The 15,944-nt window shown below is 67.6% G+C and carries 18 protein-coding genes; 10 read left to right on the top strand and 8 right to left on the bottom strand.

Annotation, left to right across the window (positions count from 1 at the left end; all coding sequences use genetic code 11):
* Nucleotides 1-5: 5 nt before the first annotated feature.
* Nucleotides 6-1,340, top strand: a complete 1,335-nt coding sequence (locus AB4Z47_RS21000; protein ID WP_441953022.1) for a DNA polymerase IV — start codon at nucleotides 6-8, stop codon at nucleotides 1,338-1,340.
* Between the two features lie 200 nt (nucleotides 1,341-1,540).
* Complete coding sequence (locus tag AB4Z47_RS21005; RefSeq protein ID WP_327114552.1) at nucleotides 1,541-2,041, top strand: hypothetical protein; 501 nt, start codon at nucleotides 1,541-1,543, stop codon at nucleotides 2,039-2,041.
* A gap of 340 nt (nucleotides 2,042-2,381) precedes the next feature.
* On the opposite strand, the gene AB4Z47_RS21010 is transcribed toward AB4Z47_RS21005, so the two are convergent.
* From AB4Z47_RS21010 to rarD, 3 genes are all read right to left on the bottom strand, one after another.
* Complete coding sequence (locus tag AB4Z47_RS21010) at nucleotides 2,382-2,774, bottom strand: type II toxin-antitoxin system VapC family toxin (protein ID WP_441953023.1); 393 nt, start codon at nucleotides 2,772-2,774, stop codon at nucleotides 2,382-2,384.
* A complete protein-coding gene (locus AB4Z47_RS21015) occupies nucleotides 2,771-3,025 on the bottom strand; it encodes a type II toxin-antitoxin system Phd/YefM family antitoxin (RefSeq protein ID WP_441953004.1) in 255 nt (84 codons plus the stop codon). The genes AB4Z47_RS21010 and AB4Z47_RS21015 overlap by 4 nt, the downstream gene beginning before the upstream one ends.
* Before the next feature lie 110 nt (nucleotides 3,026-3,135).
* Complete coding sequence (gene rarD / locus AB4Z47_RS21020) at nucleotides 3,136-4,065, bottom strand: EamA family transporter RarD (protein ID WP_441953005.1); 930 nt, start codon at nucleotides 4,063-4,065, stop codon at nucleotides 3,136-3,138.
* 35 nt (nucleotides 4,066-4,100) lie between these two features.
* Here rarD and AB4Z47_RS21025 point away from each other — a divergent pair, with 35 nt between their 5' ends.
* Nucleotides 4,101-6,539 carry an HAD-IC family P-type ATPase gene (locus AB4Z47_RS21025; protein WP_441953006.1) on the top strand — a complete coding sequence of 813 codons (2,439 nt, stop codon included), beginning with the start codon at nucleotides 4,101-4,103 and terminating at the stop codon, nucleotides 6,537-6,539.
* A 63-nt stretch (nucleotides 6,540-6,602) separates the two neighbouring features.
* Nucleotides 6,603-7,421 (top strand): PhzF family phenazine biosynthesis protein, encoded by an 819-nt coding sequence (locus AB4Z47_RS21030; RefSeq protein ID WP_441953007.1) that lies wholly within the window; start codon nucleotides 6,603-6,605, stop codon nucleotides 7,419-7,421.
* A gap of 88 nt (nucleotides 7,422-7,509) precedes the next feature.
* Here the strand turns inward: AB4Z47_RS21030 and AB4Z47_RS21035 are convergent, their stop codons facing one another.
* The 4 genes from AB4Z47_RS21035 to lspA all read right to left on the bottom strand — a co-directional run bounded on the left by AB4Z47_RS21035 (nucleotide 7,510) and on the right by lspA (nucleotide 10,338).
* Nucleotides 7,510-8,085, bottom strand: a complete 576-nt coding sequence (locus AB4Z47_RS21035; protein ID WP_441953008.1) for a helix-turn-helix domain-containing protein — start codon at nucleotides 8,083-8,085, stop codon at nucleotides 7,510-7,512.
* Between the two features lie 81 nt (nucleotides 8,086-8,166).
* Nucleotides 8,167-8,832 (bottom strand): hypothetical protein, encoded by a 666-nt coding sequence (locus tag AB4Z47_RS21040; RefSeq protein ID WP_441953009.1) that lies wholly within the window; start codon nucleotides 8,830-8,832, stop codon nucleotides 8,167-8,169.
* Entirely contained in the window at nucleotides 8,825-9,751 is a 927-nt protein-coding gene (locus AB4Z47_RS21045) for an RluA family pseudouridine synthase (RefSeq protein ID WP_441953010.1), read from the bottom strand. The genes AB4Z47_RS21040 and AB4Z47_RS21045 overlap by 8 nt, the downstream gene beginning before the upstream one ends.
* The gene (gene lspA / locus AB4Z47_RS21050) at nucleotides 9,748-10,338 is read right to left on the bottom strand and encodes a signal peptidase II (protein ID WP_441953011.1); all 591 of its coding nucleotides are present in this window, start codon (nucleotides 10,336-10,338) and stop codon (nucleotides 9,748-9,750) included. The genes AB4Z47_RS21045 and lspA overlap by 4 nt, the downstream gene beginning before the upstream one ends.
* Nucleotides 10,339-10,462: 124 nt before the next feature.
* Here lspA and AB4Z47_RS21055 point away from each other — a divergent pair, with 124 nt between their 5' ends.
* From AB4Z47_RS21055 to AB4Z47_RS21070, 4 genes are all read left to right on the top strand, one after another.
* Nucleotides 10,463-11,416, top strand: coding sequence for a hypothetical protein (locus AB4Z47_RS21055; protein WP_441953012.1), 954 nt, complete (start codon nucleotides 10,463-10,465; stop codon nucleotides 11,414-11,416).
* Nucleotides 11,404-12,138 carry a hypothetical protein gene (locus AB4Z47_RS21060; protein ID WP_441953013.1) on the top strand — a complete coding sequence of 245 codons (735 nt, stop codon included), beginning with the start codon at nucleotides 11,404-11,406 and terminating at the stop codon, nucleotides 12,136-12,138. Before AB4Z47_RS21055 ends, AB4Z47_RS21060 begins: the two co-directional genes overlap by 13 nt.
* Before the next feature lie 82 nt (nucleotides 12,139-12,220).
* The gene (locus AB4Z47_RS21065) at nucleotides 12,221-12,682 is read left to right on the top strand and encodes a VOC family protein (RefSeq protein ID WP_441953014.1); all 462 of its coding nucleotides are present in this window, start codon (nucleotides 12,221-12,223) and stop codon (nucleotides 12,680-12,682) included.
* Nucleotides 12,683-13,193: 511 nt separating this feature from the next.
* Nucleotides 13,194-13,376, top strand: a complete 183-nt coding sequence (locus AB4Z47_RS21070; protein WP_441953015.1) for a hypothetical protein — start codon at nucleotides 13,194-13,196, stop codon at nucleotides 13,374-13,376.
* Nucleotides 13,377-14,172: 796 nt separating this feature from the next.
* Here AB4Z47_RS21070 and AB4Z47_RS21075 read toward each other — a convergent pair.
* A complete protein-coding gene (locus AB4Z47_RS21075) occupies nucleotides 14,173-14,769 on the bottom strand; it encodes a phosphotransferase (RefSeq protein ID WP_441953016.1) in 597 nt (198 codons plus the stop codon).
* Between the two features lie 2 nt (nucleotides 14,770-14,771).
* Here AB4Z47_RS21075 and AB4Z47_RS21080 point away from each other — a divergent pair, with 2 nt between their 5' ends.
* Nucleotides 14,772-15,134, top strand: a complete 363-nt coding sequence (locus AB4Z47_RS21080; RefSeq protein ID WP_441953017.1) for a hypothetical protein — start codon at nucleotides 14,772-14,774, stop codon at nucleotides 15,132-15,134.
* 28 nt (nucleotides 15,135-15,162) lie between these two features.
* Nucleotides 15,163-15,717 (top strand): dihydrofolate reductase family protein, encoded by a 555-nt coding sequence (locus tag AB4Z47_RS21085; protein WP_441953018.1) that lies wholly within the window; start codon nucleotides 15,163-15,165, stop codon nucleotides 15,715-15,717.
* Nucleotides 15,718-15,944 lie beyond the last annotated feature (227 nt).

The raw sequence follows: 15,944 nt of genomic DNA on the forward strand, positions 1-15,944 counted from the left end.
TAGATATGGACGCCTTCTTCGCGTCGGTCGAACAGCTGACGCGACCGACGCTGCGCGGCCGTCCGGTCCTGGTCGGCGGTACCGGCGGACGCGGCGTCGTGGCCGGAGCCAGCTATGAGGCCAGGGTGTTCGGCGCCCGTTCGGCGATGCCGATGCACCAGGCGCGCAGGCTCGTCGGCGTGACGGCGGTGGTGGTGCCGCCGCGCGGCGCGGTCTACAGCGTGCTGAGCGGCCAGGTCTTCGACGCGCTGCGCAGCCGGATTCCGGTGCTGGAGACGTTGTCGTTCGACGAGGCGTTCGGCGAGCCCGCCGAGTTGGCGGGCGCGACGGTGGCCCGGGTGCACGAGTTCTGCGCGGAACTGCGCGCGTTGGTGCGCGAGCGCACCGGGCTGACCGCATCGGTCGGCGCGGGCACGGGAAAGCAGTTGGCCAAGATCGGCTCCGGGCTGGCCAAACCCAATGGGATTCGGGTGATTTCGCCGGTCGAGCAGCAACGGTTGCTCGCCGCGCTTCCCGTGCGCAAACTGTGGGGGATCGGGCCTGTCGCGGAGAGCAGGCTGCGCTCATTGGGTATCGAGACCGTGGGCGCCTTTGCCGCACTGCCGGAATCGGAGGCGGTGTCGATTCTCGGCGGCAGCGTCGGCGCGGCCCTGCACCGGCTGGCGCGCGGTATCGATGACCGTCCGGTCGCCGAGCGCGCCGAGGCCAAGCAGATCAGCGCGGAGACCACCTATGAGACCGATATCGTCACCCTCGCCCAGTTGCGCCCGGCCATCGAGGACATGGCCGCCGCCGCGCACCGGCGCCTGACGGGTGACGGTCGCGCGGCCCGCACCGTAGTGCTCAAGCTGAAGAAATCCGACATGAGCATCGTCACTCGCTCCTACACGCTGCCCTACGCGACCGAAGACCTGGCCGCTCTCGCCGCCGCCGCGCAGCGTTCGGCGCTGGACCCTCGAGAACTGGGTCCGATCCGGCTGGTCGGAGTGAGCTTCGGCGGCCTGTCGACGATCCGTCAGGAATCGTTGTTCCCAGAACTCGACCGCGGCCCAGTTGCCGAGATCGCCCAGGCGCGGCCGGAAGCCGCCGAGTCCCCGCGATTCGACGACACGGCCGGTGCATCGCAGGCCGTCGCCGCGCCCACCCTGCCGGTCAGCGTCTGGCATCCGGGCATGGACGTGACGCATCCCGAGCACGGCCATGGCTGGGTGCAGGGCGCTGGGCTCGGCGTGGTGACCGTCCGCTTCGAAACCCGTTCGACCGGACCGGGTCCCGCGCGTACCTTCGCCGCCGCCGACGCCGCGCTCACCCGGGCCGACCCCTTGGGCAGTCTGCTCTGACGAACGTTCGCGGCGGCTCGACATTGCCCGGTCGGACGCGTACGTTCGCTGCCGACGACATCCGTCTGTCCCGTGTGGATCTCAGTGGTGGTTCCCGCCGCCGGGTAGCCTGGGGCCTCGTGCAGCGCCGCCGGTTCGGGTGACGGCTGCCATGGTGGAACAACACGACACGGACCTACTCGAACGCAAAGGACGAGCAGTTGAAGCTTCGTAAGACTGGACGCATCGCGATCGCCGGCCTGGCCATCGTCGCCGCGCTTGGCATGACCGCCTGCGGCAGTGACGACAAGGACAGCAAGCCCGCCGCCAAGACGTCGACCAGCGCCAAGGCGTCGGCGGCTGCGAGCGCGAACCTGCCGCCGGTTCCCACGGTCGCGGAGCTGAACACCGCCATGACGCGGGCACTGGACCCGTCGGTGCCCGCCTCGGAGAAGCTGGACAACGTCCAAGGCGCCGAAACCGATCCGACGCTGCCGGACCGCCTGTCGCAGGCCGTGTCGGGCGCCGACGTGAAGATCGAGGTCACCGACGTCACCTCGTTCGGCGACAGCGTGAACGCCAAGGCCAAATTCACCCTCAACGGCCAGGACAACATCGTCGAGGTGCCGTTCGTTGCCGACAACGGCAAGTGGAAGATCCAGAAGGCCTGGGCCTGCACAATGTTGACCAACCTGGGCCAGCAGTCGGCCGCCTGCGGCTGATTCGCTCGACTGGTCGGGCCGGCCGCCGGGATCTGCCCCGGTCGCCGGCCCGTCGTCGCACGGCCGACCATCCGAGGTCACCGTGCGTTCCGGGCGGGCACGCTCGTTGTTCCAGCCCTGGCCTGATCGAAATCCCCTGTGGCGACCTGGAATACGTCCTGTCCGGCTGGCATCGCGGCCGAGATCGATCCGAATGTAAAGCTTGTCGGCGCCACTGACCGGTGATGCGATTCCGGCCCGACTACATCACCCGCAGGATCGCGCACGTCGCGTTGGCGTGACGGTGTTCTTCGTCACGATCCGTGCGGACGCCGAAATGCGTGCGGTAATCGGCCGAACTTCACAGCCTGATCACCTGTAGGCCCGGCATCGCGTCGTAGTCTCCATCCTGCGTCACGATCGGAATGTCATGCGCCAAGGCGGTGGCCGCGATCCAGCTGTCATTGATCGGCACCTTGCGTCCGGCGGCACGCAGACGTGATACCAGCAGTGCCCAGCATTCCGCGACGGTCTCATCCACGTCCAGCGGCTGGAATCGTTGCGCCAGTTGGTATGTCGACAACCTGCGGGACGATGCCTCCGGGCCCGAGGCATGCAGTACACCAAGGCGTAGTTCACCGAGGGTGATCACCGAGACACCCCACTCGCATCCATCGAATCCGGCCGGATCGAAGCGTTTCGCCTCGAGACCGATGAATATCGACGTGTCTGCCAATGCGCGTTCGGTTCTCACCACGGCAGGTCGTCCGTTGTGTCGGTCAGCGTCTCACGCAATTGCTGCTGCATGCTTGTGGTGTCCGGGCCGAGGCGAAGCAGTTCTCGGATGATTTCCGAAGCGGGCACCCACTGTCGACGCCGAGGCAGCGGGATGATCTTCGCGACGGGCCGGTTGTCCTTGAGGATTTCGATCTCCTCGCCGGCCTCGACGCGGCGCAGCACCTCGGCGGTGTGATTCCGCAGATCGCGAGCGGGAACCGCAGTCATACTACAACCGTAGCCCATTGCTACAACTGTAGCAATTTCGCATCATGTGCCTTCGCATGCCCAGCTTCAAGGGCTATCAGGGACAGCCGAACGTAGCTCGCCGCGCAGACTTACCTACCGCTCGCGGCCGCGGCGGTTTCGGTGGCGACGTCGCGCGGAATGCGCCGGAGGCGCCGGGCGCGCAGCAGGGCATCGGTGGTGAAAATCGCCAGCGCGACCCAGATCAGCGCGAAACCTGTCCAGCGGGAGGGGGGCATCGGTTCGTGCGCGACGGCGACGCCCCAGGCCATTTGCAGGGCGGGGGTGAGGTATTGCAGCAGGCCCATGGTGGACAGCGGAACCCGTTGGGCCGCCACCGCGAACAGCAGCAGCGGCACGAGGGTGACCGGCCCGGTGGACATCATCAGTGCGGCATGACCCGCGCTGGAGCCGAATTCGCTGCGCCCCGTGACCGCGAGCGCGATCACGAACGCCAGCGCGAATGGTGCGGCGACCACCCCCTCCGCGGCGATGCCGCGTAGCGCGTCCAGCGGGATCACCTTCTTCACCAGGCCGTAGGTGGCGAATGAGCAGGCCAGTGCCAACGCGATGACGGGAGGTCTGCCGTAGTCGATGGTGAGCACCGCCACCGCGGTCGCGCCGAGGGCCAGCGCCGCCCACTGGGCCCGCGCCAACCGCTCGCGGAAGATCACCACGCCGAACGCGACCGTGACCAGCGGATTGATGAAGTACCCGAGCGCGCACTCCACGACGTGCCCGGAGGTGACGCCATAGACATACACGCCCCAGTTGAGTGCGATCGCGGCCGAAGCGACCGCCGCCAGCCGCCAGACCCGCCCGCCGATGTCGCGCAGCTCGCGTAGTCGCCCGCTCGCCGCGAGTGCCGTGAGCACTACGACCAGCGTCCACAGGATTCGCTGGGCCACAACTTCGCCCGCGCGGGCGAACGCCAGCAAACCGAAGAACGCGGGGAACAGACCCCACAGGAAAAATGCACCTGTTCCGAACGTCACACCGGGGATAGACCTGCTTTGCCGCACCCTGACGAACCTAGTTGTCACGTAGCCTTGCGGTCATGTCGATTACCGTGCAGGCTTCCGGCGGCACCGGACTCACCACGGCGGAGGTGGAGCAACGGCGCCGCGACGGCCGCACCAATGACGTGCCCGATCGCGCGAGCCGCTCGGTCCGCGACATCATCCGCGCGAACGTCTTCACCCGGATCAACGCCATCCTCGGGGTTCTGTTCCTCCTGGTGCTCGCGACCGGCTCGATCATCGATGGCATGTTCGGCCTGCTGATTGTCGCCAACAGCGCGGTCGGCATCATCCAGGAGGTCCGCGCCAAACGCACCTTGGACCAGCTGGCCATCGTCAGCCAGGCCAAGCCGACCGTGCGTCGCGACGGCGCGGCCGTCGAGATCGCGCCGCGCGAGGTGGTACTCGACGACCTGATCGAGCTCGGCCCCGGCGACCAGATCGTCGTGGACGGCACCGTCGAGGAGTCCGGGCAGCTCGAGGTGGACGAATCGCTGCTCACCGGTGAGGCCGATTCGATCGACAAGGCGATCGGTGCCACAGTGCTGTCGGGCAGCTATGTGGTCGCCGGGTCCGGCGCCTACCGGGCCACCAAGGTCGGCAAGGAGGCTTACGCGGCACAGCTGGCCGAGGAGGCGAGCAAGTTCAGCCTGGTGCACTCCGAGCTGCGCACTGGCATCGACAAGATCCTGAAATTCATCACCTACCTACTCATTCCCGCCGGCCTGCTGAGCATCTACAACCAGCTGGTCTCCAGCAAGGAGTCGTGGCGGCCCGCGGTCACCGGCATGGTCGCCGCGCTCGTGCCGATGGTGCCCGAGGGTCTGGTGCTGATGACCTCGATCGCGTTCGCGGTCGGCGTCGTGCGACTGGGCCGACGTCAGTGCCTCGTGCAGGAGCTGCCCGCCATCGAGGGCTTGGCCCGTGTCGACGTGGTGTGCGCGGACAAGACCGGCACGCTGACCGAGAACGGGATGCGGCTGTCGGATATCAAGACGCTGGAGTCCTTCGACGACACCGAGGTCCGCGCCGCGCTGGCCGCGCTGGCCGCCGACGATCCGCGTCCGAACGCGAGCGTGCAGGCGATCGCGGAGGCGCTGCCGGACGGCCCCGGCTGGCAGCGATCGGCCGTGGCGCCGTTCTCCTCGGCCAAGAAGTGGAGCGGCTGCTCCTACGGTGCGCACGGCGACTGGCTGCTCGGCGCGCCGGATGTGTTGCTCGACGCCGGCTCCGAGGACGCGCGCGTCGCCGAGGAGCTCGGTTCCTCCGGTTTGCGCATCCTGCTGCTGGCTCGCGGCGACCGTCCGGTGGACGCGCCGGATGCCCCTGGCGCGGTGCGGCCCGCCGCCTTGGTCGTGCTCGAGCAGAAGGTCAGGGGCGACGCCCGTGACACCCTCGAATACTTTGCGAGCCAAGATGTTTCCATCAAAGTGATCTCCGGCGACAACGCCGTGTCGGTCGGCGCGGTGGCCTCCTCGCTGGACCTGGTGGGCGGCGAGCACGCCATCGATGCGCGCGAGCTGCCCGAGGACCGCGACCGGCTGGCCGACGTGCTGGAGCGCAGTACCACTTTCGGCCGGGTGCGCCCGGATCAGAAGCGCGCCATGGTGTCGGCACTGCAATCGCGCGGGCACACCGTGGCGATGACCGGTGACGGCGTGAACGACGTTCTGGCGCTGAAGGATTCCGATATCGGTGTCGCGATGGGATCGGGCAGCCCGGCTACTCGCGCGGTCGCTCAGATCGTCCTGCTGGACAACAGATTCGCCACGCTGCCCTACGTGGTCGGCGAAGGGCGCCGGGTGATCGGCAACATCGAGCGGGTCTCGAACCTGTTCCTCACCAAGACTGTCTACTCCGTGCTGCTCGCGTTTCTGGTCGGCCTCGCAGGCATCGGCTCACAGATCTTCGACTACGAGCCGATCGGCTATCCGTTCCTGCCGCGCCACGTCACGATCGCGGCCTGGTTCACCATCGGCATCCCGGCGTTCATCCTCTCGCTCGCGCCGAACAACGAGCGCGCCCGCACGGGGTTCGTCGCGCGCGTGATGCGCCTGGCCATCCCATCGGGCGTTGTGATCGGCGTGGCCACCTTCGTCGCCTATCTGATCGCCTACGCCGGTCCGCACGCCGGCGAGGAGCAGAAGATTCAGGCGGGCACTACCGCGCTCATCACGCTGATCATGATCGCGGTGTGGGTGCTGGCCATCGTGGCGCGGCCGTACGTGTGGTGGAAGGTCTTGTTGCTCGCGGCGTCCGTCGCTGCGTATGTCTTCCTGTTCACGGTTCCGTTCACCCGGGAGTTCTTCAAGCTCGATCCCTCCAACGTCGCGCTGACGGGCGCCGCGGTGGCCTGTGGCGCGGTCGGCATCGTGCTCGTCGAGGTCGCCTGGTGGGTGAGCGCGGCAATGGTGGGGGAGCGGCGGCAACTTTTCCCGAGCTCGCCAGGCGGGGCGCCCGACCAGCTGGACACCTGACCCGCAGCGCCACGAGAACCCTTGTGCGAGGCGGTCATTCAGGGTTGGGGTACCTTCTCGACTATGGAGGTACTGCTGCACCAGATCGACGCGTTTGCCGACGCACCGTTCTCGGGCAACCCGGCCGCGGTGATGCCGCTCTTGTCGTGGCTCCCGGATGCGTTGCTGCAACATCTGGCCGAGGAGAACAACCTCGCCGAAACCGCCTTCTACACCTCGCAATTACCTCCCGAGGCGGGTGCGCCGCCGGGCGACTGGCCCGCCTTCCATCTCCGCTGGTTCACGCCGACGGTAGAGGTTGCCATGTGCGGGCACGCTACCTTGGCCAGTGCCGCCCAGATTCTGGCCGACGTGCACCCGGGGAACGACCGGGTGAGCTTCTTCACGCGTAGCGGCTGGCTGCACGTCGAGCGCACCGACGACGACGAGTTCGTCCTCGATCTGCCGGTCGTGCGCAGCATCGCAGTGCGGCCCGATCCGGCGCTCGTCGCGGCGCTGGGGGTGCGCCCCGTGCGGGCATACTCCGGCACGGACGAGGTGATCGTCGTCGCGACCGAACAGGAGGTCCGCGATGCCGCGCCCGTCCTCGCCGCTTTTCCGGCGCTGCCGCGCGCCGCGATCGTCACCGCACCCGGCGATTCGGCCGACTTCGTCTCCCGGGTCTTCGCCCCGGGCGCGGGCGTACCAGAGGACCCGGTGACCGGATCGGCCCACGCCCAACTGGTTCCGCTGTGGAGTGAGCACCTGGGGCGTACGGAGCTGCACGCCAGACAGCTTTCCCGCCGTGGAGGAACCCTGCGCTGCGAACTCGTCGACGACCGCGTCCTGCTGCTCGGCCGCTGCCGCCGCTATCTCGACGGGGTCGTCACGCTGCCGGACTGACATCCAGTCAGCGTCGCCGTGTGTTTTTCCGTAGGCGACGACAATCGTGGAATCGGTGGTCGTGAGACTGGTCGCACTGTCCGACTTGTCACCGCCGCCCACGAGCCGGGTGGTCCCTCGGTGGGTCGGGATCATTCCCCTCGCCGATCGGAAACAGGATGGGACTCAGCAGGTACTGTGCTCGTCCTGGCGCGGCCTCGTTTGCCAGCACGGGTGCGATGGCCGCGCGCAAGCCCTCGATCAGCGCGTCGATCTCGTCCGTGCGGAGCCAGATCGCGTGCTGCCGGTACCCGACCAGGTCGCGGAAGGGATCGGCGTCGTCGCGGTCCAGGTAGGCGTTGAACTCGGCCAGCAGCGTGGCCATCGCCGTGGCGAACGCGCGCCGGTGGTCGTCGGGGGAGAGGGTCGCGGCGGTCTCGGCGTCGATCACGGCGCGGTCGCGTCGCAGCCGGTAGGTGCGCTCGACGGCGCCGCGCACCCGCTGCTCCTCGGCCACTTCGAGAATGCCGCCTGCGCTCAATGATTCGACGTGCCGATACACGGTTGCCTTCGACACGTCGCGGAGTCGCTCGCACAGCTGCGCGGTGGTGAGCAGTCGTCCGCCGCGCAGCGCGTGCACGATCCGCAGCCTTACCGGGTGGGCCAGCAGGTCCAAAGCGTCCATCGCCTTACAGCGCAGCACGTCGACCCGGCGGTGATCACCGACGTCGTGGAGTGGCTGTCGAGACACTGAGAGGTCGGCGCATCACCGGTCCGGGACCGGCCCATCGTCGGGACCGGGCAGCACCACGTCGAGGTAGTCGGGCAGGAGCGGGACCACCGCGAAGCGGCCTGCCAGCGCGTCTGCGGGAAGTGCCTGGACGGCGCGGATGCCTTTCTGGGAGGCGAGGTTTCGCAGAGTCGTCAGCGGCCCGCGGACGACGAGACCGACCACGCACGCACAGCCTGCGCGCAGCCGTGCGGCGGAGACACCGACTATGCGGGCGGAGCGGTCGTCGGAAGGATGAGGGAGCAGCCAAGCCGCGTACCCTGCCGAATCCACGGCCGCGCCGACGTCCTCCGGGACGGGCACGGCGACGAGGGGTGTCTGGACCCGGGGGATCGGCACCCGATACAGCACCTGCGCGACGCGCAGGCCACCGGTGTAGTCCGGAATCCGTTCCGGCCCCAAGGGGTCGGTGAACGACAGTAACGCCCAGTGCTGATCGCTGTCGGATCCGGTCAGCGACTCCCGCGCCCGCGCGAGGTAGTCCGTGACCTGCTCACCTCGGTCCGGCCCGAGCCGGTCGGTGAACACTCCGGTCTTGCGCGGCGGATTCAGCACACCGAGCGCGACGATCAGCACGACCAGTGCGACGGCCGCCGCGGCGAGGATGACGCCACGCCGCGGCAGTGCGCGCCGGTCAGGCATTGCGCAGGACGTCCAATGCGTGCCGCAGGTCGTCCGGGTACTCGCTGGTGATCTCCAGATAGCGGCCGTCGACGGGATGCTGGAATCCCAGCGAGCGGGCGTGCAGCCATTGCCGTTCCAGCCCGAGCCGCTGAGCAAGGCGCGGATCCGCACCGTAGGTGAGGTCGCCACAGCAAGGATGGCGGATCGCGGAGAAATGCACCCGGATCTGATGGGTGCGGCCGGTCTCCAGGTGGACGTCGAGCAGGCTCGCCGCCTGGAACGCCTCGACCGTGTCGTAGTGCGTGATGCTCGGGCGTCCGTCGGCGGTGACCGCGAACTTCCAGTCGGTGCCCCGGGCCCGGCCGATCGGGGCATCGATGGTGCCGCTGCTCGGATCCGGATGTCCCTGCACCAGCGCGTGATACCGCTTGTCGATGGTGCGCTGCTTGAACGCGCGCTTGAGCACCGTGTACGCGTGCTCGGACTGCGCGACCACCATCACGCCGGAAGTGCCGACGTCGAGGCGGTGCACGATGCCCTGCCGCTCATGGGCGCCCGACGTGGAGATGCGGTATCCGGCCGCGGCCAGCCCACCCACCACGGTCGGCCCGCTCCAGCCGACACCGGTGTGCGCGGCAACGCCGACCGGCTTGTCCACCGCGACGATGTCGTCGTCGGCGTAGAGGATCTTCATGCCCTCCACCGGTGCGGCCTCGATCGTCAGCTCCCGTTCGGGTTCCGGGAACACCACCTCGAGCCATGCGCCTGCCGCGAGCCGGTCGGACTTGCCCGCGGCGACGCCGTCGAGCTGCACCGAGCCTTCTTCGGCGAGCGCTGCGACAGCGGTGCGGGACAGGCCGAGCAGCCGGGACAGTCCGGCGTCGACGCGCATGCCGTCGAGCCCGTCGGGTACGGGCATGGTTCTGGTTTCCCTCATGCCGCGCTCTCCCCGCTGTGCTCGGCGCCGCGGCCGATCCGAGTGCCGTTCGGCTCGAAACCGAACACGGTGAGCACGACGAGCAGGATCGCGCCGCACACGATCGAGGAGTCGGCCACGTTGAATACCGGCCACCAACCGATCGCGACGAAGTCGACCACGTGACCCTGCAGCGGGCCCGGCGCGCGAAACAGCCGGTCCATCAAATTGCCGAGCGCGCCGCCGAGCACCATGCCGAGGCCGATCGCCCACCACAGCGAGCGCAGGGTGCGGCCGATGCGCACCACCCCGATCACGACGGCGGCGGCGACCAGGGTCAACAGCCAGGTCATGCCGGTCGCCATCGAGAATGCCGCGCCGGGATTGCGTACCAGGCTCAATCGCGCGAAGTCGCCGATGATCGGCACCGGATCGCCCGGCGTCAACTTCGCGACCGCGACGGTCTTGGTGAGCAGATCCAGGCCGAGCAGGACCGCGGCGATGACGAGCAAGGTCCGCAGGCGCTGCGGCGAAGCTGAGGTCGTCGGATCAGCGGTGTTTGCTGGGGTCTCCTCGGGCGGCCGGTCGTCACTCACGACGACTATCATCTCTCGAGCGCGATCCGTGCCGGTGCGCGAGTCCGATTGCCGCGCTTCTCCGGGTGGTTCTTCGGTCGCGCGCGGCGCGCGGACCGGATGTCCCAGCTGACACTCAGGAAGCGGTCGTACCCTGTTGCTCGTGACGGTGTTGTCTTCCCCCCACATACCCCGGACCGCGCGTTCGGGTGTGCTTCTCATGGTGTTCGCGATCGGCCTCTCCGCGTTCGGCGTCGGTTGCGGCGACGGCGCCGAGTCGCGCAGCGAGACCGAAGGCACCGAGCCGCTGGGGATCGGCAAGGAAGTGACAGTGCCGATTCCGGCCGCGGTGACCACAGTTCTCTCGACCGGAGAGGAGCCTCGCTCGCTGCTGCGGCCGGACTACCCGGCGGGCACCGTGCAGCGGGTGACGTTGAACACCGCGCACCGGATCGAACAGCAGATCAACGAGCAGCCGATGCGCGACTTCTCCACGCCCGCGCTGACCATTCCGATGACCGCGCAGACCACCGCCGAGGGCATCGATCTGACCCTCGGCACCGTCACCTCCCCGGACCCGACACTGGCCAAGGCGCTCACCAACATCGGCGGCTCGCACGCAGGCTTCGACCTCACCGATCTCGGGGCGATCACCGCGCTGCGGCTCGAGCCGTCGCCGGATACCTCCAACACCGCACGTTCTGCCCTGGAGCAGGCTTTCTACCAGGCGGTCTACCGCTCCATCGCGTTCCCCGACCAGCCCGTCGGCGAGGGCGCGGTGTGGACGGTGCGCCAAGAGGTCACCGGCGGCGTCACGCTCGACCAGGTGACCACAGCTACGCTGACCAAGCGCGACAGCGACCGGCTCACCATCGAGCTGAACGTCACCCAGAAGCCGAAGTCCCCGACGTGGAACCTGCCCAACAACGCGGGAACCTTGGACATCCGGGACTACGTCATGCAGGGCGCCGGCACCATCACGGTCGACCTCGGCTTGCCGCTTCCGGTCTCGGGTTCCATCACCGTCGGCGGCCACCAGGCCTATCGCGATCCGCGCAGCGACAGCATGTTGCAGCAGACGATCGATACGCAGGTGTCGTGGACCGAGTGATCCGGGTGTGCGGCCTGCTGCTCGCGGTCGCGTCCACCGCGCTCGCCGCGGGATGCGGGTCCGCGGAGCCCGCCGCGCCTGAACCGGCCGAGCTGCCGCCGCTCGGCCCCGTGGTCGCCGCGTCCCCGGTGACCGCCGTACCCGAATCCGACCCGGAGCGGTTGCGTGGCCTGCTGCTCGGCGGCGCGAACCTGCCGCCGAATTTCACTGCCCTGCCGCCGCGCACCGACGTGCCCGAGGGCGCCGGCGATGCCGCTTCTGCACCGACGAATCCGGCGGAGTGTGCGAAAGTGCTCACCCCGCTGGCCACACTGCGCCCCGGCGCGCTCGCCCAGGCCTCCATTCAATACGCGGGGCCGAATTTCTCCAGTATCGATATCGATGCGGCGACTTATCCGAGCGAGGCACTGGCCGAGGTGTTTTCGGACGTGCAGGCGATGCTGCGCCGCTGCACGCGCTATTCCGGAGTCGACGCCACCGACATCCCGGTGGATTACCAGGTCGGCGGGCTGGCTCAGCCACCCGCGGGTGACGCGGCCACCGCCTTCCAGGTGCGCACGAGCAGCGACGGCATGACGCTCAGCTCGTCGGTGGCGATCGTGCAGGTCGGCGGCACGCTGGCGCAGGTCGCGGTGACCGCGCCGGAGCCGGTGGACCCCGGTGTGCTCAGTGATCTCACCACCGCGCAGGTGCGTCGGCTGCAGGGTGTCGCAGGGCTCTGATTTCCGACGATCCGGCCTTATTGCGTGGGTGCCGGGAATAGGCTCGACATGGTCCGACAGAACGCCTCGAGCGGAGGTTCCCATGTCTGATGTCAAACCCGTTCCCGAAGGATATCCGGTGGTCTCGCCGGGGCTCGCGATCGACGGCGCGGCGACCGCGATCGATTTCTACAAGAACATATTCGGCGCCACCGAGCGAATGCGGATGCGCGGCCCGGACGGCAGGATCGCGCATTGCGAGCTGATGTTCGGCAATTCCGTCGTCATGCTCGGCGACCCGGACCCCGATATGGACTTCCTCGACCCGAAGACGGTCGGCGGCACCCCCGTCAACCTCTACGTGTACGTCGAGGACGCCGACGCGGCCTTCGCCGCGGCGCTGGCCGCGGGTGCCAAAGAACTCACGCCGATGACCACCCAGTTCTACGGCGATCGCAGCGGCGCCTTCGAGGACCCGTGGGGGCACCGCTGGACCGTGGCCACGCACGTCGAGGACGTGCCGCCCGACGAGATGGACCGGCGGATGGCCGAGCTGTTCGGCTGAGCCGCTTCCCCGAGTGGCTGGGTCGCCCGGCGATAATCGAATCTTCTAGCCGACGGCGCATCGGAGGGGCCGGTGCTCCCGACACCGTATTGTGCACGGGGCCGAATCCGCGGGCCGGATCGGGAAAAACGGGCTGGCTCTATCGAGCACAGCAACGCCGGCGTGCTCGATACGGCAGAGTCCGTGCTCGATATGGCAGGGTCACCGGCATCGCGGCGCAGCGGTGCGACGGCGTCCGCGGGATCGATCGGACTGTCCGCGGTCACCGTGCACGCCGCGCCGTCGATCGTCGTGACACCGAAGCACTGCGCACCTCGCGAGAAAGCGCCACTTCCACCGACCCATGCGATGGAAGTGACATGCGCCACGTACGGTTTCGCGCGAAGCCGCGGAAATGACTTGGGTCATACGGGAACCGGGACGTGTTAACGGGACGATCACACCCGGCGATTTACCTATCGAATAGCCAGATCGGCAATCGATCGGCACATTCCGCTACGGAGGTTTCATCATGGTTGTCAACTTTCTGAACCGGTTGGTCAACACCTTGGGCGACGAGGGCTATCCGGCCGCTGGGGCATCGGGTTTGAAGGGCGTTGCGCCCGATGCAGAAGCGGCCTTGCTCCGAAAGGAATCCGAGTTCCAAAAATACTTACTGACCAGGACCGCAGCCCGCGTGACCAGTGGCTTGTAACGGAATGACCACGCCTGGCGATTTCGCTACAGATTGGTCACACAGGAAATAATCGGTCGGCATGCGCCGCGACGGAGGTTTCGAATGATCACCTATGTTCCGAATTTGACTGTGGGGCAACGTTTTCGCTGGTAGCCAGGCTACCAAGCCGAGACTGGTAGCCCTACCGTTCGGCAGCTGACCGTCACCGAGTCCGCAGCAGGAGTGGTTGAACCCAGAGGCGGCAGCATCCGTGTAATCACAGGGCCCAACTCGTGTTGTATCTCGCACAAGAGGTGCCCGCGGCGAAAACTCACCGCCAATAAGTAGTTGCGTAGATATCGAACGGCTGGACCATTCAGATGCACCGCCTCGGTGCGACAGGAGAAAGCTGTCAGCCACTGGAGTGTCGCGGCAGCGGCGTCCCTTCCCGCAGTGCGGGTAACAATCTGCCTGCTGCAACCGCTACCGAAATATCGTAATGGCTTGACTGTGTCTCGAAATTCCAGCGAGTCCATAGCATCCCGCGATTTCGGTCACCAGCGTTCGGGCTCTCCCGAATGCGGGCGCGGTGTCGAAGGCGACGACCGTGTGGTGGCAGTGCGGCTGCACGAGCACCTGCTGTCCGGTGCGTTTCGGCGGCAGGCGGAATCCGGTCGACAAATTCCGACCTACAGCGAGACCTCGACGGGCCTAGCCCAGGCCGGCCACCCCGCCCATGGCCGCGCCCCACGCTGTCCCTGGACACAGGCCAGCGGGTGGAGTGCCTGCCGCTGGTACGCCGGATTGGTCGTTGCTGCTTGCACTGCCATTGTGGTCATGCGCGGTCCACGGATGTGGCGCAGCAGTTCAAAGCCCTCGTGCCGACCCAGGCATCACCGTGGATGACGCACCACGGAAGCCTGGCTGGGAAGCGAACCCCAACGCTTCCCCAGGTCTGCCGAATCCGCACGGAGCCAACGCCGGTCATCCTCGTCGAGGTGGCTGCGGCAGCAATCCGTTCGTCCGGCCGGACGAACGGTGCCACTTCGCCGAGATCGAAGCCTGTCGGCGGTGGCAAGCGGTGGAGCTGTTCGAGCAAGGCTGCCACCTGCGCTGGGCTTCCATGTTCGCGCGGCGGTAGTTCGCGCCAGAAGGTGGCCGCCCGACCGTCGACCTCGACGGGCTGGTCGACGTCCGGAACAACCTGCACTGCTGGGACGCCGGACGCCTCCAACCAGCGCGCGACATCCACCGCACGGAGCCCTGCCGCCAGCCGCCCTGGTCGGCTCACTCGAGCGACGACAGATCCCGGCGGCCGGTAGATGGCATTCTCGCTCACCTGAATCGGTTCGGCCGGATCCACATCGAGACCGACCGCGGTACCAGCGGAGCGCACGATCCTCAGCCAGTCGGTCGCCGTCACCTCTTTCATGCGTGAACCAGCATGTTGTCGATCCGGGCGCGCAGTTCTTCGACCTCGGTTGTCTGGATATGGGGTTGGGCGAACGTGCGAAGCTCACGCAGATCATCGGATGCGCGCCGGGAAAGCCTGGCGAAGTGCCACGCGCGCAGGACGTCCCGCGCCTGGTCGAACGCATCCGCGAGCAGAATGCCATGCCGACGTTCCCGGTCGCGGCGATGCCACAGATCACGGTGCCTGCGTCAAGACCTGGCAGCGGTTTGCCGCCGACGGCAGCCGGCTGCGGCGCGACGCCGAACTCGACGGCGCGCTCGACCAACTCCCTCAGGTGGCACACGCCGTGCGGACGCGCGGGCCAGGCCCCTTTCGTGCGGTAGAAAGCAGCCAAGAGACAAGGAGACGAACGTGGGAAAGATCGTCGAAAGCACCAATGTGTCCCTCGACGGGCTCATGGACAACATGCAGGACTGGCATTTCGACTACTTCAAAGAGGGTGCGATGGACTTCGCGGGCGCCCAGCTGAAAGCGGCCGACGCGTTGCTGATGGGCCGCAAGACCTACGAGGTTTTCGCCTCGGCGTGGCCGGAGCGCACCGGCGACTGGTTCTCCGAGAAGTTCAACGCCATGCGGAAATACGTGGTGTCGAGCACGCTGACCGATCCGGAATGGACCAACACCGTCGTCCTCGGCCCGGACATTCCCGCCGAGATCGCCCGCATCAAGGCCGAAACCCAGGGCGATATCCTGATGTACGGGCACGGGCCGGTGGCCCGTTTGCTCCTGGAACATGGCCTGCTCGACGAGATCCGGCTCTGGATCCATCCCATCTTCGCGGGCCGCGCCGAACCCGAGCACCTGATCTACCGTGACACCGGTAAGACCCCGCTGCGGCTACTGGACACCACCGTTCTGGAGACCGGCATCATCATCGCCACGTACGGTCCCGTCACGGCGGACTGAGCCATGTGCCGAACGGCGGACCCGGACCCTCATCTGGATTCGGCCGGGTGCGCCGTTCTCCCCCGGTTATCCGCGGGCGATCGCTTCGAAGACGCTCGGGTCGACCAGGGTGGAGGTGTCGCCGAGTTCGCGTCCTTCGGCGATGTCGCGTAGCAGGCGGCGCATGATCTTGCCGCTGCGGGTTTTGGGTAGTTCCGGTACGACGTGGATCTGTCTGGGGCGTGCGA

It is taken from the genome of Nocardia sp. 2TAF39, from assembly GCF_052114905.1.
Taxonomy (GTDB): domain Bacteria; phylum Actinomycetota; class Actinomycetes; order Mycobacteriales; family Mycobacteriaceae; genus Nocardia.